Genomic DNA, 26,392 nt, shown 5'->3' on the forward strand with positions numbered 1-26,392 from the left:
TCCCGATGTGGCCCGCCCCTCTGGGCCGGGAAGGTGGAGGCATCGCAAGGAGCGATGCCGAAACCCCAGGGAGAACCCGATGTTCGCGTACGAACTGCACCGCATCCAGCACGCCGACCTCGTCCGGGAGGCCGCCGCGCAGCGCCTGGCCCACGAGGCCGCCCGCGCCGCCCGCCGCTCCACCGGCGACCAGGAACCCGAAGGGCGGGTGAGCGCCGACCGGCATCGCTTCGCACCGGCCGCGTGATCACCCGTACGAGCGCGGAGTCGGGCTGCTGTGCGATGCTCGACGACGTGGAGACCAGGTCAGTCAGTCCGGTGTTCGTCGGCAGGGCCGTCGAACTCACCGCGCTCACCGAGGCGCTCGCCGCCGCCGCGGCCGGCGAGCCCCAGGCCCTGATCGTCGGCGGCGAGGCGGGCGTCGGAAAGACCCGCCTCGTCGAGGAGTTCCTCGACGCGGCGCGGGCCGCCGACGCCGTCGTCGCCGTCGGCGGCTGCGTCGAGATCGGGGCGGACGGCCTGCCCTTCGCCCCGTTCTCCACCGCCCTGCGCGCCCTGCGCCGCGCGCTGCCCGGCGAACTCGCCGCCGCGGCCGCCGGCCAGGAACCCGAACTCGCCCGGCTCCTCCCCGAGTTCGGCGACGTCGGCCACGCCCCGTCCCACGAGGACAGCACCGCCCGGCTGTTCGAGCTGACCGTCCGGCTCCTGGAGCGGCTGGCCGCCGAACGGACCGTCGTCCTCGTCCTGGAGGACCTGCACTGGGCCGACGCCTCCACCCGGCACCTGCTCTCGTACCTCTTCCGCACCCTCAGCCGCGGCCGTCTCGTCGTCGTCGCCACCTACCGCTCCGACGACATCCACCGCCGCCACCCGCTGCGCCCCCTGCTCGCCGAACTCGACCGGCTGCGCACCGTCCGCCGCGTCGAGCTGCCCCGGTTCACCCGCGCCGAGGTGCACCGCCAGCTCACCGGGATCCTCGCGGCGGAACCCGAACCGGCCACCGTCGAGGCCGTCTACGCCCGCTCCGACGGCAACGCCTTCTTCGTCGAGGAGCTGATCACCTCCCACTCCTGCGGCTGCGAGCTCAGCGAGTCCCTGCGCGACGTCCTCCTCGTCCGGGTCGAGACCCTGCCCGAGACCGCCCAGCGGGTCGCCCGGATCGTCGCCGAGGGCGGCTCCACCGTCGAGTACGACCTGCTCGCCGCCGTCGCCCGGCTCCCCGAGGACGACCTGATCGAGGCGCTGCGGGCGGCCGTCGGCGCGAACATCCTGCTCGCCACCCCCGACGGCGACGGCTACCGCTTCCGGCACTCCCTGGTCCGCGAGGCCGTCAGCGACGACCTGCTGCCCGGCGAGCGCTCCCGGCTCAACCGCCGCTACGCCGAAGCCCTGGAGGCCGAGCCCGGTCTCGTCCGCGCCGACGAGCGGGCCACCCGGCTCGCCTCGTACTGGTACCACGCGCACGACGCCGTGAAGGCGCTGCCCGCGGTGCTCCGCGCCTCCGTCGACGCCCGCAAGCGGTACGCGTACGCCGAGCAGCTGCAGCTCCTCGAACGCGCCATGGAACTCTGGGACGAGGTCCCCGACGAGGTACGGCACACCCTGCGGCCCCTCGACTACGCCGAGGCGTACCCGTCCTGCGGCTGCGAACCCCACTGCACCCCGCTGAGCCACCTCGACCTGCTCGCCGAGGCCGCCGTCGCCGCCCGGCTCTGCGGGGAGCGCGAACGCGCCCTGAAATTCGTCAAGATGGCGCTGCGCATGCTGGAGGAGGACGCCGACGCCCTGCGCGCGGCCTGGTTCTGGGCCGAGCGCTCCCGGATGGTCTCCTCGGTCGGTCGCGGGAACGGCTGGGCGGAGATCGCGAAGGCGCAGGAACTGGTGCGCGGACTGCCGCCCTCGCCGGTGCACGCCTATGTGCTCGCCATCGCCGCCGGCTGGGGCATGGTCCGCCGGCCGGGGCCGGAGAGCCTGGAGACGGCCGAGCGGGCCGTCGAGTACGCGCGGCTGGTCGGCGACGAGCCGATCGCCCTCAAGGCCCGGCTGACCCGCGGCTCGCTGCTCGTCGCGGCGGGGGACGTGGAGACCGGGCTCGCCGAGATGCGGGAGGTCCTCGACCGCTCGGCCGCCGCGGGGCTGATGGCGGAGGTCATGCGGGCCCGGGTGAACCTCGGGTCCTGCCTGGAGGACCTCGGCCGGTCCCAGGACTCGGTCGAGGTCTGCGAGGCGGGCATCGCCGTGGCCGTCGCGCACGGACTGCGCGACAGCGAGGGCTGGATCCGGGCCAACCTGGTCGACTCGCTGGTGACGCTGGGGGAGTGGAAGGCGGCGCGGGACCACGCCCGGTCGGTGTGGCGGTCCACGCAGAGCGCCAAGCCGCGCGGCGCCGCCGCGCTGCGGCTCGCCCAGGTGGCCGTGCTGCGCGGCGATCCGGCGGCCGCGCGCGAGCACGTCGCCGCGGCCCGCGAGTGCCTGGGCCGCAAGGACCCGATGGCCCAGTACACGCTGCCGATGGCCGAGGTCGAGGTGCTGGTGGCGGTCGCCGAGGGCCGGACGGCCGACGCCCGCGCGGTCCTGGCCGGCGCGGCGGACGACGCGCTGGTGACCGGCAAGCACCGCTACGTCTGGCCGCTGCTGCTCGCCGCGGCGGCGGCCGAGGCGGACGCGCTGGGGCTGCCGGCCGCGGAGGAGGGCCGCGCCGGGGCGCTGGAACGGATCGCCCTGCTCGCCCGCCGGGTCGCCGCCCCGGCCCCGCTCTGGCAGGCGTACTCCCTGCACGTCGCCGCCGAACTCGCGCGGGCCCGCAAGGGCGACGACACCGGGCGCTGGGCCGAGGTCGTGGCGGCGTACGGCACCCTGGCCGCCCCGTACCCGGTCGCCCGCGCCCGGCACCGCCTCGCCGACGCGCTGCTCGCCGAGGGCGGCCGCCGCGAGGAGGCGGGCGAGCTGCTGCGCGCCGCCCACGCCGCCGCGGTACGCCTCGGGGCCCGCCCGCTGCGCGAGGAGCTGGAACTCCTGGCCGCCCGGGCCCGGCTGTCGCTCACCGCCCCGGTCCCCGCGGGCCCGGAACCGGCCGACGAGGGCTTCGGACTGACGCCCCGGGAACAGGACGTGCTGAACCTCGTCGCGGCCGGCCGCACCAACCGCCAGATCGCCGAGGAGCTCTTCATCTCCCCGAAGACGGCCAGCGTCCACGTCTCCAACATCCTCGCCAAGCTGGGCGTCGCCACCCGGGGCGAGGCCGCGGCGCTGGCCCACCGGCTGCGGCTGCTGGAACCGGTCCCGCAGCCGTGACCCGCCGGCGGCGCGCACGGCTCCCGCGCGCCCGTCCGGCGCCCGCACGGACCGCGCGCGCCGTGTCAGTAGCCGATGGCCTCGCGCAGCAGCAGCACCGTGCCGCGCCCCGGCCGCGGCTCGGCGTTGAGAACGAGCAGGCGGTTGACGGCGCTGTCCACCCCGTACGCCGCCCGGGCCCGCACGGTCTCCAGCGGGAGGGCGTGCTCCTCGATGCGCCGCAGGGCCGTGGTCAGGTCCGGCACCACCTTCTGCGCGCCGACGATCCACACCGCGTGGGCAGCGCCGCCCGCGTTCGCGGGGAGCTGGCTGCCGCTGCCCGAGGCGAGGACGAGCGAGCCGGTCTCGGTGACCGCGGCGACGCTGTTGACGACGTAGTCGGGACTCGCGAGCAGCCGGCGGAACGCGTCGGCCTCGGTGACCCGGTCCAGGGTGAACAGGATCGGCTTGACGGCGTCGTACCGGCCGCTCGCGTTGATGTCCTCGTCGATGCCGGACAGCCGGAGCGTCTCGCTGGCCCCGGTGAGCACGCTGACGCCCTCGGGGATCAGGTCCTTGACGCGGACCCGGGCCTCCGCGGCGTCGTCGAGGATCTCGACGGCGAAGCCGTGGGCGCGCAGCGCGTCGGCCGTCCGCTCCAGCCGTTCGTCCGATACCGGGTCGGCGAAGGACACGGCCGGGGCCTCCGCGGCGCGGGGCGCCGAGCCCGCCAGCGGGGAGGTGTCGAGGTACCGGACCTCGTACACCCGCTCGGCGAACTTCCAGCCCTCCTCGGTGCGCCGGTAACGGTCGTGGTAGACCGCGAAGTTCATGCCCTCGCGCCCGTCGAGGGTCCGGGCGAGCTCCTGGACGTGGGCGCGGCCGGCCGCGGTGTCGCCGTCGAGCCGGATCGAGCCGGGGTGCGTGTTCTGTACGAAGAAGTCCCACTGGCTCTGCAGCAGTTCGCCCCCGGCGAGGATCTCGTCGCGGCCGATCTGCTCGACGGGGATGTGAGGCATCCGCAGCACCCCGTCCTCGGTGAACAGCGAGGCCAGCCGGGGCCGGTCGCGCATCATCACCGCGTCGGTGAACTCGCCGCGCAGCGCCTCGATCTCGACGCGGTCCGCGATGGCCTGGAAGTCGCTCATGGGAATCCTCTCTCCGTCGTGTCGTCGCCCTCGGCGGTCCGACACCGTTACGACAACGCAGCGCCCCGGAATGTGAGGCGGCCCGTCGGCCCCGGCGGCCTCACATTCCGGGGCGCTGCGTTGTCGACAGGAGAGAGGGCACGGAAACGAGAGAGGGAGACGTCCGGACCATGACCACCACAGGCGAGCGGGCCGGCGTCCGCGTCCGGAGCGAACCGGGCCTCGGCGCGATCATGGGCGAGCGGCGCCGGCTGATCGACCTCGGCTACCGGCTCCTCGGTTCCCTCGCCGACGCCGAGGACGTCGTGCAGGAGACCTACGCGCGCTGGTACGCGATGTCCGAGCGGGAGCAGCGGGCCATCGAGTCGCCCGGCGCCTGGCTGACGACGGTCGCCGGCCGCCTCTGCCTGAACCAGCTGCGCTCGGCGCGGGTCCGTCGCGAGACGTACGTGGGCGAGTGGATCCCGGAACCGCTGCCGGAACCCACGGAGTGGATCAGCGGGCGCTCCGGCCCCGGCGGGGCCGACCCGGCCGACCGGGTCACCCTCGACGAGTCGGTGACGATGGCGTTCCTGGTCGTCCTGGACGCGATGACGCCGGCGGAGCGGGTCGCGTTCGTCCTGCACGACGTCTTCCGCTACCCGTTCGGCGAGATCGCCGGGATCGTCGGCCGCAGCCCGGCGGCCTGCCGCCAGCTGGCCTCGTCCGCCCGCCGGCGCGTCCGCGCCGCGCGGAGCCCGGCCGGGCCGGGCGGGGACCGGGCCGGCGTCGTCCGCCGGTTCCGGACGGCCTGGGAGGCCCAGGACATCGAGGCCCTGATCGGCCTGCTCGACCCCGACGCCGTGGCCGTCGCCGACGGCGGCGGGCTGGCCGTCACCCACCTGGAGCCGCTCGTGGGCGCGGAGCGGATCGCGCACGCCTACGCGGAGATCGCCCGGGCGCGGGGCGAGCGCGCCACGTTCCGCGAGTGCACGGTGAACGGCCTGCCGGGCCTGGTGACGGAGCTGGACGGCACCCTGGCGACCGTCTTCGCCTTCGAGTTCGCCGGCGACCGGATCAGACACATCTGGGCCGTCCGAAACCCCGAAAAACTCCGCCTCTGGCAGTCCGCCTGAGCGGCGGTCCGCCGACGCCCGACCGGGTCACCCGTGGGCGCCGCCGCCCTCCTCGGCCGTCTCCCCGTCCGGGGAGCCGCCCTCCTCCGCCGTCTCTCCGTCCGGGGCAGGCCCGGCCTCCGCGGTGCGGGGGACGCGTATCGTGACGTGGCCCGAGGCGAGGTCCACCGGGCCTCGGGCCGGGTCCGTGTCGCCGGGGGAGTCGCGGGTCAGGGCGAGGCGGCGGCGCTCCTCCTCCTGGTGGCGCCGGCCGGGGGCGAAGAGTTCGTCCAGTCCGCCGAACATCCGCTACCGCACCTCCAGTCGCAGGATCCGGTCGTCGCCCGACCCCGGGCTGCCCCGGCCGTCGGTCTCGCTGGTGACCAACAGCAGGCCGTCGCCGCCGGTCGCCAGGACCGTGCGCAGCCGGCCGTGTTCCCCGCGCAGGAACGCCTGGGGCGGCGCCGAGGGCGCCTCGCCCGCGAGCGGGATGCGCCACAGGCGTTCACCCCGCAGGCCCGCCATCCAGATCGAGCCCTGCGCGTACGCGATGCCGCTCGGCGAGGCCTCGTCCGTACGCCACTGGGCCACCGGATCCACGAAGCCGGCTCTGTTCCCCCTGCCCTCGACCTCGGGCCAGCCGTAGTTCTTCCCCGGCCGCACGAGGTTCAGCTCGTCCCAGGTGTTCTGGCCGAACTCCGCCGCCCACAGCCGCTTCGCCCCGTCCCAGGCGAGCCCCTGCACATTGCGGTGGCCCCAGGAGTACACGACCGAGTCCGCCGACGGGTTGCCCGGCGCGGGCCGGCCGTCCGGCGTCATCCGCAGGATCTTGCCGCCCAGCGAGCCGCGGTCCTGGGCCAGGCCCGTGTCGCCCGTCTCGCCCGTGCCCGCGTACAGCATCCCGTCCGGGCCGAAGGCGATCCGCCCGCCGTTGTGCACCACGCCCTTCGGGATGCCCCGCAGCACCGTGTCCGGCGCGCCGAGCTGCTGGCCGGCGGGCTTCGTCTCGTCGTACCGCAGCCGGGCGATCCGGTTGTCCGACTCGGTGGTGAAGTACGCGTACACCTGGCGGTCCTGCGCGAAGTCCGGCGAGAGCGCGAGGCCCATCAGCCCGCCCTCCCCGCCCGGGGCGACCCCCGGCACCGAGCCGAGCGCCGTCCGCTTCCCCGTCCCCGTGTCGACCCGGGTGATCGTCCCCTCGTCGCGCGAGGAGACCAGCAGGTCCCCGTCCGGCAGCGCCGCCAGCCCCCACGGCGACTTCAGGTCCTCGGCGACCGTGGCCGCCACCCGCACCGAGCCCTTCGCGGGCGGCGCGGAGCCGGACGGCGCCGCGGGCGACGTCGCCGTACGCGACGGGCCGCCGCTCGTGGTGTCCGCCGGGGCCGCCCCGCCCCCGTCCGACGAGCAGCCCGTCACCAGCACCAGCAGCAGTCCGGCCCCCACGGCCGTCCCGGCACGTCGTCGCATGGTTCCGACCCCTTCCTCGACGGACCGGCCACCCCGGCCGCCCGGTGCCCCACGTCTGGGAAACACCCCGCGCCCCGCCCAGGTTCCCGGCCCGCCCGAATTCCCCCGGACGGGACGGGACCCCGCCCCCGGAAGGGAGACCGCCGCTCAGTCCCAGGAGCCCCGGGCGCCCGGCAGGGCCGCGATCTCACGGAGGTCCTCCTCCGTCAGGGCCAGCTCCGCCGCGCGGGCGTTCTCCAGCGCCCACCGCTCCCGCTTCGTGCCCGGCACCGGGACCACGTGCCGCCCCGTCGTCAGCGTCCAGGCCAGCGCCACCTGCGCCGCGGTGACCTGCTCGCCGTGCCGGGCCGCCACCCGGCGCAGGCCCGCCACCAGCGGCTGGTTCGCGGCCATCATCTCCGCCGTGAAACGGGGGTGCCGGGCCCGCGGGTCGTCCGGCTCGAAGCCGCCGCCCGGCGTCAGCGTGCCGGTCAGGAAGCCGTTCCCGAGCGGCATCCCCGCCAGGAAGCCCACCCCGCGCGACGCGCACCACGGCAGCAGCCGCTCCAGCGCCTCCGGCGACCACACCGACAGCTCCGCCTGCACCGCGCTCACCGGGAACACCTGTTGCACGCGTTCGAGCTGACGGATCGTTCCCTCGTACGGATCCGGCCGCGCGTCCCCGCTCCCGCGCCGGCGCGCCCGCGCGCCCATCGCGCACCACCCGAGCGCCCGCACCTTGCCCGCGGCGACGAGTTCGGCCATCGCGCCCCAGGTCTCCTCGACCGGCACCTCCGGGTCGGGCCGGTGCAGTTGGTACAGGTCGATCACCTCGGTCTGCAGCCGCCGCAGCGAGGCGTCGCAGGCCCTGCGCACGTACCCGGGGCGGCCGTTGGCGACGACATGGCCCTCGCCGACGAGGAGGCCGACCTTCGTCGAGACGAACGCGTCCGCCCGACGCTCCTTCAGGACCCGTCCGATCAGCAGTTCGTTGGTGAACGGCCCGTACATGTCGGCCGTGTCGAGCAGGTTCGCCCCGGCGTCGAGCGCCGTGTGCACCGTCCGCAGCGAACGGTCGCCGCGCTGCTGAGAGCTGCTGTACGCCCAGCTCATCGGCATGCAGCCGAGGCCGATCGCACCCACTTCGAGCGCCGTCGCCCCGATTGTCCTGCGCTCCACGTGCCGGTACCCCTCCCTGTGCCGCTCCCCAAAGTAACCAATGACCTCCCGGATTCTTCGCATAGCCTCCCGGGCATGAGAGTTGACGGCACAACCACTGACGTGTGGCTTCCGATCCCGGCGGACGAGATCGACGGACTGCCCGACCCGGGCGCGTCGGGTCTGCGCTATCTGCACTGGGACGGCGGCCCCGAGTTCCCCGGCGACCCGGCGGACTGCGCCTACTACGTGGTGCCCTACATGAAGGGCACCGAGATCGCCGTGCGTCCGCTCGCCGCGATGACCTCGGTGCGGGTGGTGCAGACCCTGTCCGCCGGCATCGACCACGTCACACCGGGCCTCGGCGACCTCCGCCCCGGCGTGCGCCTGTGCAACGCCAAGGGCGTCCACGAGGCCAGTACGGCCGAGTTGACGCTCGCCCTCGTCCTCGCCTCCCTGCGCGGCCTGCCCGGCTTCGTGCGCGGCCAGGACGCCGAGGAGTGGCGGGCCGGCTTCTACCCGGCGCTGGCCGACAAGTCCGTGCTGATCGTCGGCTACGGCTCCATCGGCGCGGCCATCGAGGACCGGCTCGCGCCGTTCGAATGCGCGCGGGTGGCGCGCGTCGCGCGCTCCGCCCGCGCCACGGAGCGCGGCCCCGTGCACGCGCTCACCGACCTGCCCGCCCTGCTGCCCGAGGCGGACGTGGTGGTGCTCTCCACCCCGCTCACCCCGCAGACCAGGCATCTCGCCGACGCCGGCTTCCTGGCCCGGATGAAGGACGGGGCGCTCCTGGTGAACGTGGCGCGCGGCCCGGTGGTGGACACGAAGGCGCTGCTCGCCGAACTGGAGAGCGGGCGCATCACGGCGGCGCTCGACGTCACCGACCCCGAACCGCTGCCGCCCGGCCATCCCCTGTGGCACGCTCCCGGTGTCCTGGTCACCCCGCACGTGGGGGGCTCCACCTCGGCGTTCATGCCGCGCGCCAAGCGGCTGATCGCCGGACAGCTGAACCGCTTCGCGGCCGGCGAGGAGCTCGTCAACGTGGTGCTGACGACCTGAGGCGCGGGCCGTCGGCCGGCACCCGGCGGACACGCTGCGGAAGCGCGCGTGTGCGCGGTGTGCCGACGATCAGTTGATCGTCACGGAGAGTAGATCACCCCTGTCCCTGAGTGACGATCCTGGTGTATCGTCCCGAGCGGGGGACTGCGTCGAGCACGGACATGACGCCGGGGAGTGACGTGACGGGTCATCAGATTCCGAGGGGGGCGACGGGTGATGCACGGCCGAAGGACCGACGATCCGACGCGGCGGGGCCGCCGTCGGCGACCCTCCCGCGCCCCGGGGCGGCGCACGAAGCCGCGGCCGCTCCCGGCCCCGCCCGCCGGAGGCCGGCGATGAGTGCCCCGGGGGCGGCGCTCCTCGGCCGCCGCCCCGCCCGCAAGGGCGTCGGCGACGGCGAAGGCCCCGCGCGCCGGCCGGACGTCCCGCCCGGCGCGGGGCGCACCCTCGGCGCCCAGCTCACCCTCGCGCTGACCTGCGCGGGCTACGCCACCGGCGCCGCCGTCGGCTGGGGCTCGCCGCAACTGGCCCTGGTCATGGGGGACTTCGGGCTCAGCGCCGCCGCCCTCGCGGCCGCGGTCTCCTGCTTCCTCTACGGGCTCCTGCGCGACATCCGCTTCCGGCCCGCCTGGCTGCTCTTCGCCTTCTCCTCCGCCATGGCCGCCTGCGGCAACGCGGTCTGGGGGTGGTACGAGGTCGTCCTCGGCCAGGACGTGCCCGGCCGGTCCCTGGCCGACCTGTTCTTCCTGCTCTTCGCGCCGCCCGCGATCGTCGGACTGCTCGTCCTCGCCAAGAAGCCCGTCACGCGGGCCGGCTGGGTCTGCCTCGCGCTCGACGCCTGGCTCATCGGCGGCTCGCTGCTGACGCTCTCCTGGAGCCTCGCCCTCGCCCACACCACGCACTTCCAGGGCGAGAGCGTCGCCCAGGCCGCCCTCTCGCTGGCCTACCCGCTGCTCGACATCGTGCTTGTCAGCATGGTCCTGGCCCTGCACTTCCGCCGGTCCAACGCCAACCGCTCGGCCACCAACACCGCGATCGCCGCCCTGGCCCTCACCGTGCTGTGCGACGCCCTGTTCACCTCCCCGCTGCTGCGCGAGAGCTACCGCTCCGGCCAGCTGCTCGACGCCGGCTGGTTCGCCGGCTCGCTGCTCCTCGCCTACGCGCCCTGGGGCGTGCGCCGGACCGCCGAGGCCGCCGCGCCGCCGAGGCCGCCGCGCGACCGGAGCCGCCCCGTCGCCGGCTCGCTCGCCGCCCTCACGCCGTACCTGGCCGCGGCTGTGTGCACCCTGGGGATCCTGTACAACGTCGTCGAGGGACGCAGAGTGGACCGCGTGGTCGTCTTCACCGGCTGCACCGTCGTGCTCGCCCTCGTCGTCCGGCAGGGCATCATGCTCCTCGACAACATCGCCCTCACCCACGAACTGGCCCAGAAGGAGAACCACTTCAGGTCCCTGGTGCAGGGCTCCAGCGACGTCATCATGATCGCCGCGCCGAGCGGCATACTCCGCTACGTGAGCCCCGCCGCCTCCGGCGTCTACGGGCGCGACGCCGACGAGCTGATCGGCACCGAACTGGCCGCCCTGATCCACCCCGACGACCTCGGGGCCGTCGTCCACGAGGTACGGCGCTTCCTCGCCGCCTCGCCCGCCGACGAGCCCACCACCCGCATCGAGTGCCGCTTCCGCTCCGGCCGCGGCGACTGGCTCAACGTCGAGTCCACCGTCAACCGCCACCAGGGCGGCCTGATCTTCAACAGCCGCGACGTGACCGAACGGGTCCGGCTCCAGGCCCAGTTGCGGCACAACGCCGAGCACGACCCGCTCACCGACCTGCCCAACCGGGCCCTGTTCACCGAACGGGTCCGCAAGGCGCTCACCGGACGCCGGGCCGGCGACTCGGGCACGGCCGTGCTCTTCATCGACCTCGACGGCTTCAAGGGCGTCAACGACCGCCTCGGCCACCAGGCCGGCGACGAACTGCTCATCCAGGCCGCCCGCCGCCTCCAGGAGTCCGTGCGCGCCGGCGACACCGCCGCCCGGCTCGGCGGCGACGAGTTCGCCGCGCTCATCGTCGGCGACGGCGTCCGCGACCAGTCCGCCCGCGAGTACCAGGTCCACGAGATCGCCGACCGGCTCCGGCTCACGCTCTCCCAGCCGTACCGCGTCGAGGGCGCCGAGGTGCGCGTCGCCGCCTCCATCGGCGTCGCCTTCGCCGAGCCCGGCATCACCGCCGGCGACCTCCTGCGCAACGCCGACCTCGCGATGTACCGCGCCAAGGCCGGCGGCAAGGACCGCGTCGAGCTCTACGCGCCGCAGATGCAGGCCGAGGTCGTCCGCCGCACCGAGCTCGCCGCCCGGCTGCGCAGCGCCCTGCTCGAGGGCGAGTTCGTCCTGCTGCACCAGCCCGTGGTCGACCTCTCCACCGGCCGGATCGCCGCCGTCGCCGCCCAGGCCCGTTGGCGCTCCGCCCAGGGCATCCTGTTCACCCCGGCCGAATTCCTGCGGGTCTCCGACGACACCGACCGCACCGCCGAGCTCGGCCGCTGGCTCCTGGAGGAGGCCGTCGAGCAGGCCGCCGAACGTGCCCGCCTCGGCCACCGCACGCCCGTGTCCATCCGGCTGCCCGCCCGCCGGCTGCTCGACAAGTCGCTCCCGCTCGGCTCCGTCGAAGCCCTGCTGACCAGGCACGAGCTGCCCTCCGGGGCGCTGATCATCGAGCTCGCCGACAGTGATCCGCGGATCTCCTTCGACGAGCTGGAGCAGCGGCTGCTCGCCCTGCGCCGGCTCGGCGTGAGGATCTCCCTGGACGGCTTCGGCAGCGGCTACGCGGCCATCAACGCGCTGCGCCGGCTCCCTGTCGACGTACTGAAACTGGACAGGGGACTGGTCGAGGGCGTCGTCGAGTCCGCCCGGCTGCGCAAGATCACCGCCGGCCTGCTCCGGATCGCCTGCGACCTCGGCATGCAGTCCGTCGCCGACGGCGTGGACGTCCCCGAGCAGGTGCTGGCGCTGCGCGCGATGGGCTGCACCCACGGCCAGGGGATGGCCTTCTCCGGGCCGCTCGACGAATACCGCTTGCGCCGCGCTCTCGTCCGGGACGACTATCCGGTACCCGGCGGCGTACCCGCCCTGACCGGCCGGATCCGTACCACCGGCCGTCCCCCGATCCGCTCACATACTGAGACGCCTGTCCCACCCACTTGACAGTGACGGCGCGTCGGGGGGAGGGTCAGTGCCATGCGCACCCGAATTCTCGTACTTGGAAAGCGCGTCGGCTGAAGCGGGGCCACGACGGCCCGGCTCGTGACACACCCGACGCGCTCCCCTCGCTTGCCTCCCGGCACGAGGGGTTTTTTGTTGCACTGGCACTCGTCAGAACCCGCTCAAACCTCGCGAAACCCCCAGCGAAAACCCTCAGCTTCGAGAAGAGAATGCCGATGACCGAGCAGGCCACCGGGGCCCACCATCCGCAGCCGCGGGCCCGTAACGGCGGACAGCCCTCCGCCACCGTTGAGCACGTCACGGGCGCGCAGTCCCTCATCCGCTCTCTCGAGGAAGTGGGGGCCGACACCGTCTTCGGCATCCCCGGCGGCGCCATCCTCCCCGCGTACGACCCGATGATGGACTCGACCAAGGTCCGTCACATCCTCGTCCGGCACGAGCAGGGCGCCGGCCACGCCGCGACCGGTTACGCGCAGGCCACCGGCAAGGTCGGCGTCTGCATGGCCACCTCCGGCCCGGGCGCGACCAACCTGGTCACCCCGATCGCCGACGCCCACATGGACTCCGTCCCGCTGGTCGCCATCACCGGCCAGGTGGCCTCCAAGGCGATCGGCACCGACGCCTTCCAGGAGGCGGACATCTGCGGCATCACCATGCCGATCACCAAGCACAACTTCCTGGTCACCAAGGCCGAGGACATCCCGCGGACGATCGCCGAGGCGTTCCACATCGCCTCCACCGGCCGCCCCGGCCCGGTCCTGGTCGACATCGCCAAGGACGCCCTGCAGGCCAAGACCGTCTTCAGCTGGCCGCCGCAGACCGACCTGCCCGGCTACCGCCCGGTGACCAAGCCGCACGCCAAGCAGATCCGCGAGGCCGCGAAGCTGATCACCGGCGCCAAGCGTCCCGTCCTGTACGTCGGCGGCGGCGTCCTGAAGGCCGGCGCCACGGCCGAGCTGAAGGTCCTCGCCGAGCTGACCGGCGCCCCGGTCACCACCACCCTGATGGCCCTCGGCGCCTTCCCGGACAGCCACCCGCAGCACGTCGGCATGCCCGGCATGCACGGCGCGGTCACCGCGGTCACCGCCCTGCAGAAGGCCGACCTGATCGTCGCCCTCGGCGCCCGCTTCGACGACCGTGTCACCGGCAAGCTGGACAGCTTCGCCCCGTTCGCCAAGATCGTCCACGCGGACATCGACCCGGCCGAGATCGGCAAGAACCGCGCCGCCGACGTCCCGATCGTCGGCGACGCCCGCGAGGTCATCGCCGACCTGGTCCAGGCCGTCCAGGCCGAGCACAGCGAGGGCAACAAGGGCGACTACACCGCCTGGTGGAGCGACCTGAACCGCTGGCGCGAGACCTACCCGCTCGGCTACGACCTGCCGGAGGACGGCAGCCTCTCGCCGCAGCAGGTCATCCAGCGCATCGGCGAGCTGGCCCCGGCCGACACCATCTACGCGGCCGGCGTCGGCCAGCACCAGATGTGGGCCGCGCACTTCATCACGTACGACAAGCCCGCCACCTGGCTGAACTCCGGCGGCGCCGGAACCATGGGCTACGCGGTCCCGGCCGCCATGGGCGCCAAGGCCGGCATGCCCGAGCGCCCGGTCTGGGCGATCGACGGCGACGGCTGCTTCCAGATGACGAACCAGGAGCTCGTCACCTGCGCCCTGAACAACATCCCGATCAAGGTCGCCATCATCAACAACGGCGCCCTGGGCATGGTCCGTCAGTGGCAGACGCTGTTCTACAACCAGCGCTACTCGAACACCGTCCTGCACTCCGGCCCGGACGACGTCAACCCGGACGCCCGCGGCACCCGCATCCCGGACTTCGTCAAGCTGTCCGAGGCCATGGGCTGCGTCGCGCTGCGCTGCGAGGACCCGGCCGACCTGGACAAGGTCATCGAGCAGGCCAACGCCATCAACGACCGCCCCGTCGTCATCGACTTCATCGTCCACGAGGACGCCCAGGTCTGGCCGATGGTCGCCGCCGGCACCTCCAACGACGAGGTCATGGCCGCCCGCGGGGTCCGCCCCGACTTCGGCGACGGCGAAGACGACTGAGAGACGAGAGAGAAGCGATAAGAGACATGTCCAAGCACACGCTCTCGGTCCTGGTCGAGAACACCCCCGGCATCCTGGCCCGCATCGCCGCGCTCTTCTCCCGCCGCGGCTTCAACATCGACTCGCTCGCGGTCGGTGTCACCGAACACCCCGACATCTCCCGCATCACCATCGTGGTCAATGTCGAGGACCTGCCGCTGGAGCAGGTGACGAAGCAGCTCAACAAGCTGGTCAACGTCCTGAAGATCGTCGAACTCGAGCCCAGCGCCGCGATCCAGCGCGAGCTCGTCCTGGTGAAGGTCCGCGCCGACAACGAGACCCGCTCCCAGATCGTCGAGATCGTCCAGCTGTTCCGCGCCAAGACCGTGGACGTCTCGCCCGAGGCGGTCACCATCGAGGCCACCGGTTCGAGCGACAAGCTCGACGCGATGCTCAAGATGCTGGAGCAGTTCGGCATCAAGGAGCTCGTCCAGTCGGGCACCATCGCCATAGGGCGCGGCGCCCGGTCCATCACGGACCGGTCCCTGCGGGCGCTCGACCGTTCCGCCTGATCCGACCGTTCCGCCAGACGAGACCAGAAGACTTCCCTTCCCCCTCCCGCCGTACGGTGGGACGCAACACCAGCACACCAAGGAGAATCCCAGTGGCCGAGCTGTTCTACGACGACGACGCCGACCTGTCCATCATCCAGGGCCGCAAGGTCGCGGTGATCGGTTACGGCAGCCAGGGCCACGCCCACGCGCTGTCGCTCCGCGACTCGGGTGTCGACGTCCGCGTCGGTCTGCACGAGGGCTCCAAGTCCAAGGCCAAGGCCGAGGAGCAGGGTCTGCGCGTGGTCACGCCCGCCGAGGCCGCCGCCGAGGCCGACGTCATCATGATCCTGATCCCGGACCCGATCCAGGCGAAGGTCTACGAGGAGGCCATCGCGCCGAACCTGAAGGACGGCGACGCGCTGTTCTTCGCGCACGGCTTCAACGTCCGCTTCGGCTTCATCAAGCCCCCGGCCGGCGTCGACGTCGCCCTGGTCGCCCCGAAGGGCCCGGGCCACCTGGTCCGCCGCCAGTACGAGGAGGGCCGCGGCGTCCCCGCGATCGCCGCCGTCGAGCAGGACGCGACCGGCAACGCCTTCGCCCTGGCGCTCTCCTACGCCAAGGCCATCGGCGGCACCCGCGCCGGCGTCATCAAGACCACCTTCACCGAGGAGACCGAGACCGACCTGTTCGGTGAGCAGGCCGTCCTCTGCGGTGGCGCGTCCGCGCTGGTCAAGGCGGGCTTCGAGACCCTGGTCGAGGCCGGCTACCAGCCGGAGATCGCGTACTTCGAGTGCCTCCACGAGCTGAAGCTGATCGTGGACCTCATGTACGAGGGCGGCCTGGAGAAGATGCGCTGGTCCGTCTCCGAGACCGCCGAGTGGGGCGACTACGTCACCGGCCCGCGGATCATCACCGACGCCACCAAGGCCGAGATGAAGAAGGTCCTCACCGAGATCCAGGACGGCACCTTCGCCAAGAACTGGATGGACGAGTACCACGGCGGTCTGAAGAAGTACAACGAGTACAAGACCCAGGACGAGAAGCACCTCCTGGAGACCACCGGCAAGGAGCTGCGCAAGCTCATGAGCTGGGTGAACGACGAGGAGGCGTAAGCCTTCGGCGAGGGGCCGGACACCGTGTCCGGCCCCTCTGCACATCATTGGACAGTCAGTCCAACCACGGACGGGTGATCCTTCCGCCGCGGCGGAAACGAACCCCGGGTCCGGCACTACACTCTTGAACAACATCGCGTCAGGCCCACAGCGTCGTGCGTCTTCCACGCGGCTAGCCCCTCCACCGCCTGCGGCCGTCGGGACGGCCGTCCGCACTGCCTCTGTGAGGATTCACGTGAGCTCGAAACCTGTCGTACTCATCGCTGAAGAGCTGTCGCCCGCCACCGTCGACGCGCTCGGCCCGGACTTCGAGATCCGGCACTGCAACGGCGCGGACCGCGCCGAGCTGCTGCCCGCCATCGCCGACGTGGACGCGATCCTGATCCGCTCCGCCACCAAGGTCGACGCCGAGGCCATTGCCGCCGCCAGGAAGCTGCGGGTCGTCGCCCGCGCCGGCGTGGGCCTGGACAACGTGGACGTCTCCGCCGCCACCAAGGCCGGCGTGATGGTCGTGAACGCCCCGACCTCCAACATCGTCACCGCCGCCGAGCTCGCCTGCGGCCTGCTCGTCGCCACCGCCCGCAACATCCCGCAGGCGAACACCGCGCTGAAGAACGGCGAGTGGAAGCGCTCGAAGTACACCGGCGTCGAGCTCAGCGAGAAGGTCCTCGGCGTCGTCGGCCTCGGCCGCATCGGCGTCCTGGTCGCCCAGCGCATGTCGGCCTTCGGCATGAAGATCGTCGCCTACGACCCCTACGTGCAGCCGGCCCGCGCCGCCCAGATGGGCGTGAAGCTGCTCTCCCTGGACGAGCTGCTCGAGGTCGCCGACTTCATCACCGTCCACCTGCCGAAGACCCCCGAGACCCTCGGTCTCATCGGCGACGAGGCGCTGCACAAGGTCAAGCCGAGCGTCCGGATCGTCAACGCCGCGCGCGGCGGGATCGTCGACGAGGCCGCCCTGTACTCCGCCCTCAAGGAGGGCCGGGTCGCCGGCGCCGGTCTCGACGTGTACGCGAAGGAGCCCTGCACGGACTCCCCGCTGTTCGAGCTCGACCAGGTCGTCTGCACCCCGCACCTCGGCGCGTCCACGGACGAGGCCCAGGAGAAGGCCGGTATCGCCGTCGCCCGTTCGGTGCGCCTGGCGCTCGCCGGCGAGCTGGTCCCGGACGCGGTCAACGTCCAGGGCGGCGTGATCGCCGAGGACGTGAAGCCGGGTCTGCCGCTGGCCGAGCGGCTCGGCCGGATCTTCACCGCGCTGGCCGGCGAGGTCGCGGTCCGCCTCGACGTCGAGGTGTACGGCGAGATCACCCAGCACGACGTGAAGGTGCTCGAACTCTCCGCGCTCAAGGGTGTGTTCGAGGACGTGGTCGACGAGACCGTCAGCTATGTGAACGCCCCGCTGTTCGCGCAGGAGCGCGGTGTCGAGGTGCGGCTGACCACCAGCAGCGAGTCCCCGGACCACCGCAACCTGGTGACCGTGCGCGGCACGCTCTCCGGCGGCGAGGAGGTCGCGGTCTCCGGCACGCTGGCCGGCCCCAAGCACTTCCAGAAGATCGTCGGCATCGGCGACTACGACGTGGACCTGGCCATGGCCGACCACATGGTCGTGCTGCGCTACGAGGACCGCCCGGGTGTCGTCGGCACCGTCGGCCGGATCCTCGGCGAGGCGGGCCTCAACATCGCGGGCATGCAGGTGGCCCGCGCCGAGGAGGGCGGCGAGGCGCTGGCCGTGCTGACCGTGGACGACACCGTCCCGGCCGCCGTGCTCGGCGAGCTGGCCGCGGCCATCGGCGCGACCTCGGCCCGCTCGGTCAACCTGGTCTGACGCGTACGGCCCGTACCCGGCCGCTAGACGATCGTCTTACACGACTGTCTAGTAGCCGGGTACAGTGCTGTCATGGGACACAAGGAAGACCTGCTGGAGGGAGCCAAGCGCTGCCTCCTGGAGAAGGGGTACGGGCGCACCACCGCCCGTGACGTCGTCGCCGCCTCCGGCACCAACCTGGCCTCCATCGGCTACCACTACGGCTCCAAGGACGCCCTGCTCCAGCAGGCGTTCCTCGCGCTGACCGAGGAGTGGGGCGACCGGGTGAGCATCGGGGACGAGCGCGGCGGCGACGAGGAGCTTCCCGCCGATCCCTACGAGCGCTTCCGCGCCGTCTGGGCGCGGCTCATCGCCGCCGCCGAGGCCAGCCGGCCGGTCTGGAAGCTGCAGACCGAGGTCGTCACCCGGCTGGACGACGACGAGAAGCTCCGCGAGGCGATCAAGGAGCCGCAGCGGGAGGGCCGCCTCGGCATCGCCGAGGGCATGCTCGGCCTCGACGCGGCGGCGGACCCGGAGAAGGCCCGGGTGGCCGGGCTGCTCCTCCAGGCCCTCGCCACCGGCGTGATGATCCAGTGGATGGTCGACCCCGAGACCGCCCCGACGGCCGACGACCTGACCGAGGGGCTCAAGGTCCTGATGGGCGAACGCGACTGACGCGGCGCCGGCTCAGAGCTTCGCCTGCTTCAGCGCCATGTGGAGCAGCAGCCGGTCCTCGCCGTCGTCCAGGTCGAGCCCGGTGAGGGCCTCGACGCGGGAGAGCCGGTAGTACAGCGTCTGCCGGTGGATGCCCAGGGCCGCGGCGGTGCGTCCGGCCTGACCGGCGTGGTCGAGGAACACCTCGGCCGTGCGGGCGAGTTCGGCGTGGGCCGGGGTGAGCAGCGGCCCCACCGACGGGTCGGGCGGGGACGCGGGCAGCGCGGTCAGCAGCCGGTACGGGCCGATCGCCGACCAGCGGGCCACCGGTCCGAGCCGCGGCTCGGCCAGCGCCGCCCGGGCGGCCGCGGCGGCCTCCCGCCAGCAGGCGTCCAGCTCCGCGAGACCCCGCCGGGGGCTCGCGAGCCCGGCGACCGCGCTGCCGCCCGCCGCGCCCCGGACCCGGTCGGCCGCGGTGAGCGCCGGGCCGAGGACATCGGCCGCCCGGAGCCGTACCAGCACGGCGAGCGCCGGTCCGCAGCCGGGGCCGTCACCGGACCCGGCCGGCCCGAGCGGATACGCGGCCCCGGAGCCGCCGGACCCCTCCGGCCGCCGCTCGCCGCCGGGTCCGCCGCGGGCCCCGCCCGCGGGGGCGGGCGCCTCGCCACGGCGCCACGGCAGGGTGCACACCGCCGAGGCGCCGGGGACCGTACGGACCGAGGGGGCGTCCTCGGCCGGCCAGGGCGCCACGCACACCAGGGCGTGCAGGCCGTCCGCGTCCGGGCCCAGGGCCGAGCGCAGCGCCGTCAGGGCCATGTCGTACTGCCAGCCGCGCTCCGCGCTCAGGGTGGCCCGCAGCTCGCGGGAGAGGTCGGCGCCCGCCCGCTCCTCGTCGGCGAGCAGCGCGCCGATCCGGCCGGCCACCTCCATCGCCGCCGTGAGCTGCTCGTGCGTCGGGCCCGGCTCGGCGTCGAGCAGCCAGACGTAGCCGAGGACCACGCCCCGATGGCGCACGGGCAGGCAGATCCGGTCCCGGTAGACCCCCGCGTCCGGGGCGGCGGGGATGCGGACCGGGCCGGTCGCCCGGGCGATGCCGAAGCCCTCGAACCAGGCGCGGACGGCCGGGGTGGACTTCCTGGTGAGGATCGAGCGGGTGCGGACCGGGTCCATCGCGCTGTCGTCGTCGCTGTCGTGCGCGCCGAAGGCGATCAGTCCGAAGTCCCGGTTCTCCAGCGTCGCGGGCTCCCCGAGCAGCTCGGAGATCTCGTCGACCAGCTCCTGGTAATCGCCCTTCACCCGGCCATTCTCGCACCGGCCCCGCGGTCCTTCAGACAGATGTCTGAGGAGCCCGACACGGATGCGTGACAGCTGTCGATGGCCGAGGATCGGAGCGATCCTTAGGTTTCACGGTGGTTCTTCGTGCCGTTCCCGAATCGTTCCGTACGGTCGGTTGTGGCACCCGTTTCTCCGTCATGTCCTCTGGAGGTGCCCCCGTGCTGGGTCCCCTGATCCTCGCCGCGTCGCGCAGCGACAAGATGCGCCGCTTCGTGTCGGCCGCCCCGGGCACCAAGCAGGTCGTCGCCCGGTTCATCGCCGGCGAGACCGTCGACCAGGTCGTCCCGATCGTCCGGGACCTGGCCGGCAAGGGCCTGGAGCTCACCCTCGACGTCGTCGGCGAGGACATCACCACGGTCGAGCAGTCGTACGCCGCCCGGGACGCCTACCTGGAGCTGATCGAGCGCCTGAAGGAGCTCGGGCTCGGCGAGCGCGCCGAGATGTCGGTGAAGCTGTCGATGTTCGGCCAGTCGCTGGACGGAGGGCACGACCTGGCGCTCGCGAACGTCCGCCCGGTCGTCGAGGCCGCCGCCGCCATCGGCACCACGGTCACCCTGGACGCCGAGGACCACACCACCCTCGACTCGATGTTCGCCATCCACGAGGAGCTGCGGAAGGACTTCCCGCAGACCGGCTGCGTCATCCAGGCGTACCTGTACCGCACCGAGGACGACGCCCGCCGGCTCGCCGCGAACGGCTCCCGGGTCCGGATCGTGAAGGGCGCCTACAAGGAGCCCGCCGAGGTCGCGATCCAGGACAAGTCGGAGATCGACAAGGCGTACGTCCGCATCCTGAAGATCCTGATGGAGGGCGAGGGCTACCCGATGATCGGGTCCCACGACCCCCGTCTGATCGCCATCGGGCAGGAGCTCGCCCGCCGCGCCGGCCGCAAGCTGGACGAGTACGAGTTCCAGATGCTGTACGGCATCCGCTCCGAGGAGCACCTCCGCCTCGCCGCCGAGGGCCACCGGATGCGCGTCTACACCGCCTACGGCACCGACTGGTACGGCTACTTCATGCGGCGTCTCGCCGAGAAGCCGGCCAACCTCCTGTTCTTCGCCCGGTCCATCCTCACCAAGGGCTGAGCCCCCACCCCTCCGAAGGAGTAAAGAGACTCATGGACGCTGTGACCCAGGTCCCCACTCCCGTCAACGAGCCGGTGCACGGCTACGCCCCCGGCTCCCCCGAGCGCGCCCGGCTGGAGGCCAAGCTCAAGGAGCTGGCCGACAACCCGCGCGAGCTGCCGATGACCATCGGCGGCGTCAAGCGCATGGGCGGCGGCGAGGAGTTCAAGGTCGTCCAGCCGCACAACCACAAGTCCGTCATCGGCACCTTCCGCGGCGCCACCCAGCAGGACGCCCAGGACGCCATCGACGCCGCCCTGGCCGCCGCCCCGGCGTGGCGCGCGATGTCCTTCGACGACCGCGCCGCGATCATCCTGCGCGCCGCCGAGCTGCTCGCCGGCCCGTGGCGCGAGACGCTGGCCGCCTCCACCATGCTCGGCCAGTCGAAGACGGCCCAGCAGGCCGAGATCGACACCCCCTGCGAGCTCGTCGACTTCTGGCGCTTCAACGTCGCGTACGCCCGCCAGATCCTGGCCGAGCAGCCGCCGGCGAACTCCCCGGGCGTGTGGAACCGTCTGGACCACCGCCCGCTGGAGGGCTTCGTCTACGCGATCACGCCGTTCAACTTCACGGCCATCGCGGGCAACCTGCCCACCGCCCCGGCCCTCATGGGCAACGTGGTGGTCTGGAAGCCGTCCCCGACCCAGACCCACTCCGCGGTGCTGCTCATGGAGCTCCTGGAGGAGGCCGGTCTGCCGAAGGGCGTCATCAACCTGGTGACCGGCGACGGCATCGCCGTCTCCGAGGTGGCCCTGAACCACCGCGACCTCGCCGGCATCCACTTCACCGGTTCGACCAAGACCTTCCAGCACCTGTGGAGGACGGTCGGCACCAACATCGAGAAGTACCGCTCCTACCCGCGGATCGTCGGCGAGACCGGCGGCAAGGACTTCGTCGTCGCGCACCCGAGCGCCGACCGCGCCGTCCTGAAGACCGCGCTGACCCGCGGTTCCTTCGAGTTCCAGGGCCAGAAGTGCTCCGCGTCCTCGCGGGCGTACATCCCGGCCTCCATCTGGAACGACGGGTTCAAGGAGGAGTTCGCGGCCGAGGTCGACGGCATCAGGATGGGTGACGTCACCGACCTGTCGAACTTCATCGGCGCGGTCATCGACGAGCGCGCGTTCGCCAAGAACAAGGCCGCGATCGACCGCGCCAGGGCCGACGAGACCTGCACGATCGTCGCGGGCGGCAGCTACGACGACTCCGAGGGCTGGTTCGTCCGCCCCACGGTCATCGAGTGCACCGACCCGGAGAACGAGGTCTTCACGACCGAGTACTTCGGCCCGATCCTCGCGGTGTACGTCTACGAGGACGACGCGTACGACGAGATGCTGACCCAGATGGAGTCGGTCTCGGACTACGCCCTCACCGGCTCGGTCATCGCGGGCGACCGCGCCGCCGCCGCGTACACGATGGAGAAGCTCCGCTTCGCCGCGGGCAACTTCTACATCAACGACAAGTCGACCGGCGCCGTCGTCGGCCAGCAGCCCTTCGGCGGCGGCCGTGCCTCCGGCACCAACGACAAGGCGGGCGCCCCGCAGAACCTGATGCGCTGGACGCTGACCCGCGCCATCAAGGAGACGCTGGTCCCGCCGACCGAGTACGGCTACCCGCACATGGGCTGACCCGGCCCGCGGCCCCGTGAGGGGCCGCCCCCCAACACCGCCCCCCTCCCCGGTCCCCCAACCGAGGACGGGGGCGGTTCCCATTGGCCGAAGGGCGCCCTTGTCGACGAGGCATGTTCATGCCAAGTTCATCGGTCATGAGCCTTCGTCGCGCGCGTACGCGCCTCGCCGCCCTGTCCGCCCTGCTCGTCGCCGGTTCGCTCGGCCTCGGCGCCGCCCCCGCCGGCGCCGCCCCCACGCCCGCCCCCGCACCCGAGAGCCTGCACGCCCTGGACTCCGCCGTCGAGAGAGCCCTCGGCGCCGAGTCCGCAGGGTCCTACGTCGACGCCGCCACCGGCAGGCTCGTCGTCACCGTCACCACCGGGTCCGCCGCCGAACGGGTCCGCGCCGCCGGCGCCGTCCCGAAGCTCGTCCGGCGCTCCGCCGCGCAGCTGGACGCGGCCATGGCCGACCTGGAGACCCGGGCCAAGATCCCCGGCACCTCCTGGGGCCTGGACCCGCGCACCAACCAGATCGCCGTCGAGGCCGACTCCTCCGTCTCCGCCCGGGACCTCGCCCGGCTGCGCGCCGTCGCCGCGGACCGGGACGGCGCCATACGCGTCACCCGCGTACCGGGCGTCTTCCACCGCGAGGTGGCCGGCGGCGACGCGATCTACGGCGGCGGCTCCCGCTGCTCCGCCGCGTTCAACGTCTCCAAGGGCACCACGCGCTACTTCGTCACCGCCGGCCACTGCACCAACATCGCCTCCAGCTGGTCGGCCACCTCCGGCGGGCCCCAGATCGGCGTCCGCGAGGGCACCAGCTTCCCGACCAACGACTACGGGATCGTCCGCTACACCAACGGCTCGACCCCGGCCGGCAACGTCAACCTCTACAACGGCAGCCACCAGGACATCTCCTCCGCCGCGGACGCGGTCGTGGGCCAGGCCCTGAAGAAGAGCGGCTCCACGACCAAGGTCACCAGCGGCACGGTCACCGCCGTCAACGTCACCGTCAACTACAGCGACGGCCCGGTGTACGGCATGGTCCGCACCACCGCCTGCTCCGCCGGCGGCGACAGCGGCGGCGCGCACTTCGCCGGCTCGGTCGCCCTCGGCATCCACTCCGGCAGCTCCGGCTGCACCGGCACCAACGGCTCCGCCATCCACCAGCCGGTCAAGGAGGCCCTGGCCGCCTACGGCGTCAACGTGTACTGACGGCGGCCCCGGCGACCCGGCGGGCCAGGAAGCCGTCGATCAGCTCGGCGATCCGCGGGGCGTGGGTCTCCAGGGCGAAGTGTCCGGTGGGCAGCAGGTGGATCTCCGCGTCCGGCAGGTCGCGGCGGAACGCCTCCGCGCCCGCCGGCACGAACACCTCGTCGCCCGCGCCCCAGACGGCGAGCAACGGGACCTGGGAGGTCCGGAACCACTCCTGGAACGCCGGGTACAGGGCGAAGTTGGACCCGTAGTCCGCGATCAGGGCGAGCTGGATGCCGTCCTGGCCCTCACGCGCCATCAGCGTGGCGTCGTGGTGCCAGGCGTCCGGGTTCAGCAGGGAGCGGTACTCGGCCGGCACGCCGGTCTCGTACTGCCGGCGGATGCCCTCCACCGAGCGGATCGCGCGGACCGGGGCCTCGGTCTCGGGGTTCCGGTCCGCGATCAGGGCGAGGACCGGGGCCCAGGCCTCCGCGCCGAGCCCCTCCTCGTACGCGTTGCCGTTCTGGGTGACGACCGCGGTGATCCGCTCCGGGTGGGCGAGGGCGAGCCGCAGGCCGATCGGCGCTCCGTAGTCCTGCACGTAGAGCGCGAACCGGTCGAGCCGCAGCGCCTTGGTGAACTCGGCCGTCAGCTGGGCCAGTCCCGCGAAGTTGTAGGCGAACTCCTCCGCGGGCGGCGCCGCGGAGTGCCCGAAGCCGAGGTGGTCCGGGGCGATCAGCCGGTACCGGCCGGCCAGCCGCGGGATCAGGTCCCGGAACATGTACGAGCTGGTCGGGAAGCCGTGCAGCAGGAGCAGGACCGGTGCGTCGGCGGGGCCGGCCTCCCGGTAGAAGAGCTCGTGCCCGCGGACGACGACGGTGCGGTGATGGATCCGCTGCTCGGTCATCTATAACCTCTCAACTATCTGTGACTGGTTACGAGGAGGCAATCACGCCCACCTTCAACCTGTCAATGAGTGTTAGGGGGTTAGGTGTCGTCTCAGATAGTAGGAAGTCCGACTAACTGTGGAGACAGACAGCCCGAGCTGCCCTAGCTTTGTAGAAGCCGAACGTCCCGCTCCATCGAGCGACGGCGGTCGAGAGCGCGACGCCCCTGTGCAGGCAACCCCTGCGGCGCCGCTCCCCGCCCCCTTCCGGCGCCTTCGATCACGCTGATCTCAAGGAGTCGATCCCTCATGGCCGCTCAGACCGCCCGCCGCGTCCGCCACTCCGCCGCCCGCCCCAGCGACGACGCCCGCAAGAACGCCGCCGCCGCCCTCCAGCGCGCCCTCGACCGTCGCGACAACGGCGGCGAGACCGGCCACTGATCCGTCCCGGTGACACGCGCGTCCGCATCGTGGACGCGATCGTGTCAGACGATGGGACGAAGAGTAGGGTGCCGACATGTCTCACAGCATCAATCTCGCAGTCATCCCCGGCGACGGCATCGGCCAGGAGGTCGTGACCCAGGGCCTCAAGGTGCTCTCGGCCGTGCTTCCGCAGGATGTGAAGCTGGAGACCAAGGAGTACGACTTCGGCGCCCGGCGCTACCACGCCACCGGTGAGACCCTCACCGACGCCGACCTCGACGCCCTGAAGCAGCACGACGCCATCCTGCTCGGCGCCATCGGCGACCCCTCGGTCCCGTCCGGCGTCCTGGAGCGCGGCTTCCTGCTCAAGCTCCGCTTCGCGTTCGACCACCACGTCAACCTGCGTCCCTCCCGGCTGCTGCCCGGCGTCGCGACCCCGCTCGCCGGCCAGCCCGAGATCGACTTCGTGGTGGTCCGCGAGGGCACCGAGGGCCCGTACACCGGCAACGGCGGTGTCATCCGCAAGGGCACCGAGCACGAGGTCGCGACCGAGGTCTCGGTCAACACCGCCTTCGGCGTCGAGCGCGTGGTCCGGGACGCCTTCGCCCGCGCCCAGGCCCGCCCGCGCAAGAAGCTGACCCTGGTCCACAAGAACAACGTGCTCACCTTCGCGGGGCACCTGTGGACGGACATCTTCAACAAGGTGGCCCAGGAGTATCCCGAGGTCACCACGGACTACCTGCACGTCGACGCGGCGACGATCTTCCTCGTCACCGACCCGGCGCGCTTCGACGTGATCGTCACCGACAACCTGTTCGGCGACATCATCACGGACCTCGCCGCGGCCGTCTCCGGCGGCATCGGAGTCGCCGCCTCGGGCAACATCAACCCCAGCGGCGCCTACCCCTCCATGTTCGAGCCCGTCCACGGCTCCGCGCCCGACATCGCGGGCCAGGGCAAGGCCGACCCCACCGCGACCGTCCTGTCCGTCGCGCTGCTCCTGCGCCACCTCGGCTTCGAGACCGAGGCGGCCCGGATCGAGGAGGCCGTCGCGGCCGACCTCGCCGAGCGCGGCACCACCCCCCGTACGACGGACGAGATCGGCGACGCGCTCGCGGTACGCGTAGCGAGCTGACCCGCCGACTGACACAGCCGCCGGGTCGCGCACCGCGCCCGGCGGCTTCACCTGTGCGGCCTCCGGGTGCCACCATCGAGACCTGGACCGCACTCACCCCCCGCTTCCTGACCGGGCTCCC

21 protein-coding genes are annotated in these 26,392 nt (G+C 72.8%); 15 read left to right on the forward strand and 6 right to left on the reverse strand.

The window, feature by feature from the left end:
* The first annotated feature begins 79 nt into the window (after window positions 1-79).
* Window positions 80-247: a hypothetical protein gene (locus tag ACNJ93_RS22825; protein WP_418959290.1), complete on the forward strand. Its 168-nt coding sequence runs from the start codon at window positions 80-82 to the stop codon at window positions 245-247.
* A 35-nt stretch (window positions 248-282) separates the two neighbouring features.
* Window positions 283-3,294, forward strand: coding sequence for a helix-turn-helix transcriptional regulator (locus ACNJ93_RS22830; RefSeq protein WP_418961496.1), 3,012 nt, complete (start codon window positions 283-285; stop codon window positions 3,292-3,294).
* Window positions 3,295-3,359: 65 nt separating this feature from the next.
* Here ACNJ93_RS22830 and ACNJ93_RS22835 read toward each other — a convergent pair whose 3' ends face one another.
* Window positions 3,360-4,421 (reverse strand): LUD domain-containing protein, encoded by a 1,062-nt coding sequence (locus tag ACNJ93_RS22835; protein ID WP_418959291.1) that lies wholly within the window; start codon window positions 4,419-4,421, stop codon window positions 3,360-3,362.
* Window positions 4,422-4,591: 170 nt separating this feature from the next.
* Between ACNJ93_RS22835 and sigJ the strand changes: the two genes are divergently transcribed.
* Complete coding sequence (gene sigJ, locus ACNJ93_RS22840) at window positions 4,592-5,536, forward strand: RNA polymerase sigma factor SigJ (RefSeq protein ID WP_418959292.1); 945 nt, start codon at window positions 4,592-4,594, stop codon at window positions 5,534-5,536.
* Between the two features lie 27 nt (window positions 5,537-5,563).
* Here the strand turns inward: sigJ and ACNJ93_RS22845 are convergent, their stop codons facing one another.
* The 3 genes from ACNJ93_RS22845 to ACNJ93_RS22855 all read right to left on the reverse strand — a co-directional run bounded on the left by ACNJ93_RS22845 (window position 5,564) and on the right by ACNJ93_RS22855 (window position 8,140).
* Entirely contained in the window at window positions 5,564-5,821 is a 258-nt protein-coding gene (locus ACNJ93_RS22845) for a DUF6191 domain-containing protein (protein ID WP_418959293.1), read from the reverse strand.
* 3 nt (window positions 5,822-5,824) lie between these two features.
* Window positions 5,825-6,982 (reverse strand): PQQ-dependent sugar dehydrogenase, encoded by a 1,158-nt coding sequence (locus tag ACNJ93_RS22850; protein ID WP_418959294.1) that lies wholly within the window; start codon window positions 6,980-6,982, stop codon window positions 5,825-5,827.
* 147 nt (window positions 6,983-7,129) lie between these two features.
* Entirely contained in the window at window positions 7,130-8,140 is a 1,011-nt protein-coding gene (locus tag ACNJ93_RS22855; RefSeq protein ID WP_418959295.1) for an aldo/keto reductase, read from the reverse strand.
* A 102-nt stretch (window positions 8,141-8,242) separates the two neighbouring features.
* Here ACNJ93_RS22855 and ACNJ93_RS22860 point away from each other — a divergent pair, with 102 nt between their 5' ends.
* The 7 genes from ACNJ93_RS22860 to ACNJ93_RS22890 all read left to right on the forward strand — a co-directional run bounded on the left by ACNJ93_RS22860 (window position 8,243) and on the right by ACNJ93_RS22890 (window position 18,589).
* Complete coding sequence (locus tag ACNJ93_RS22860) at window positions 8,243-9,178, forward strand: 2-hydroxyacid dehydrogenase (RefSeq protein WP_418959296.1); 936 nt, start codon at window positions 8,243-8,245, stop codon at window positions 9,176-9,178.
* Between the two features lie 335 nt (window positions 9,179-9,513).
* On the forward strand, window positions 9,514-12,381 hold the full coding sequence (locus tag ACNJ93_RS22865) for a putative bifunctional diguanylate cyclase/phosphodiesterase (RefSeq protein ID WP_418959297.1): 2,868 nt from the start codon (window positions 9,514-9,516) through the stop codon (window positions 12,379-12,381).
* Between the two features lie 227 nt (window positions 12,382-12,608).
* A complete protein-coding gene (locus ACNJ93_RS22870) occupies window positions 12,609-14,465 on the forward strand; it encodes an acetolactate synthase large subunit (protein WP_418959298.1) in 1,857 nt (618 codons plus the stop codon).
* 26 nt (window positions 14,466-14,491) lie between these two features.
* Complete coding sequence (gene ilvN / locus ACNJ93_RS22875; protein WP_019889675.1) at window positions 14,492-15,016, forward strand: acetolactate synthase small subunit; 525 nt, start codon at window positions 14,492-14,494, stop codon at window positions 15,014-15,016.
* A gap of 92 nt (window positions 15,017-15,108) precedes the next feature.
* Window positions 15,109-16,110 carry a ketol-acid reductoisomerase gene (gene ilvC / locus ACNJ93_RS22880; protein ID WP_418959299.1) on the forward strand — a complete coding sequence of 334 codons (1,002 nt, stop codon included), beginning with the start codon at window positions 15,109-15,111 and terminating at the stop codon, window positions 16,108-16,110.
* Window positions 16,111-16,345: 235 nt separating this feature from the next.
* Entirely contained in the window at window positions 16,346-17,935 is a 1,590-nt protein-coding gene (serA, locus tag ACNJ93_RS22885; RefSeq protein WP_418959300.1) for a phosphoglycerate dehydrogenase, read from the forward strand.
* Window positions 17,936-18,007: 72 nt separating this feature from the next.
* On the forward strand, window positions 18,008-18,589 hold the full coding sequence (locus tag ACNJ93_RS22890) for a TetR/AcrR family transcriptional regulator (RefSeq protein WP_418959301.1): 582 nt from the start codon (window positions 18,008-18,010) through the stop codon (window positions 18,587-18,589).
* Between the two features lie 12 nt (window positions 18,590-18,601).
* On the opposite strand, the gene ACNJ93_RS22895 is transcribed toward ACNJ93_RS22890, so the two are convergent.
* A complete protein-coding gene (locus ACNJ93_RS22895) occupies window positions 18,602-19,864 on the reverse strand; it encodes a PucR family transcriptional regulator (protein ID WP_418959302.1) in 1,263 nt (420 codons plus the stop codon).
* Between the two features lie 197 nt (window positions 19,865-20,061).
* On the opposite strand from ACNJ93_RS22895, the gene ACNJ93_RS22900 reads away from it, so the two are divergent.
* The 3 genes from ACNJ93_RS22900 (at window position 20,062) to ACNJ93_RS22910 (ending at window position 23,848) form a co-directional block, all read left to right on the forward strand.
* On the forward strand, window positions 20,062-20,988 hold the full coding sequence (locus ACNJ93_RS22900; protein WP_418959303.1) for a proline dehydrogenase family protein: 927 nt from the start codon (window positions 20,062-20,064) through the stop codon (window positions 20,986-20,988).
* A 32-nt stretch (window positions 20,989-21,020) separates the two neighbouring features.
* Window positions 21,021-22,652, forward strand: a complete 1,632-nt coding sequence (gene pruA, locus ACNJ93_RS22905) for an L-glutamate gamma-semialdehyde dehydrogenase (RefSeq protein WP_418959304.1) — start codon at window positions 21,021-21,023, stop codon at window positions 22,650-22,652.
* 137 nt (window positions 22,653-22,789) lie between these two features.
* Window positions 22,790-23,848 carry a S1 family peptidase gene (locus tag ACNJ93_RS22910; RefSeq protein ID WP_418959305.1) on the forward strand — a complete coding sequence of 353 codons (1,059 nt, stop codon included), beginning with the start codon at window positions 22,790-22,792 and terminating at the stop codon, window positions 23,846-23,848.
* Here the strand turns inward: ACNJ93_RS22910 and ACNJ93_RS22915 are convergent.
* Window positions 23,835-24,734: an alpha/beta fold hydrolase gene (locus tag ACNJ93_RS22915; protein ID WP_418959306.1), complete on the reverse strand. Its 900-nt coding sequence runs from the start codon at window positions 24,732-24,734 to the stop codon at window positions 23,835-23,837. The two genes, ACNJ93_RS22910 and ACNJ93_RS22915, sit on opposite strands and share 14 nt — an antisense overlap.
* Before the next feature lie 288 nt (window positions 24,735-25,022).
* Here ACNJ93_RS22915 and ACNJ93_RS22920 point away from each other — a divergent pair, with 288 nt between their 5' ends.
* Window positions 25,023-25,154: a hypothetical protein gene (locus tag ACNJ93_RS22920; protein ID WP_329424501.1), complete on the forward strand. Its 132-nt coding sequence runs from the start codon at window positions 25,023-25,025 to the stop codon at window positions 25,152-25,154.
* A gap of 76 nt (window positions 25,155-25,230) precedes the next feature.
* A complete protein-coding gene (locus ACNJ93_RS22925; protein WP_418959307.1) occupies window positions 25,231-26,271 on the forward strand; it encodes a 3-isopropylmalate dehydrogenase in 1,041 nt (346 codons plus the stop codon).
* The last annotated feature ends 121 nt before the right edge of the window (window positions 26,272-26,392 follow it).

It is taken from the genome of Streptomyces tritici (assembly GCF_048500665.1).
GTDB lineage: Bacteria > Actinomycetota > Actinomycetes > Streptomycetales > Streptomycetaceae > Streptomyces > Streptomyces tritici.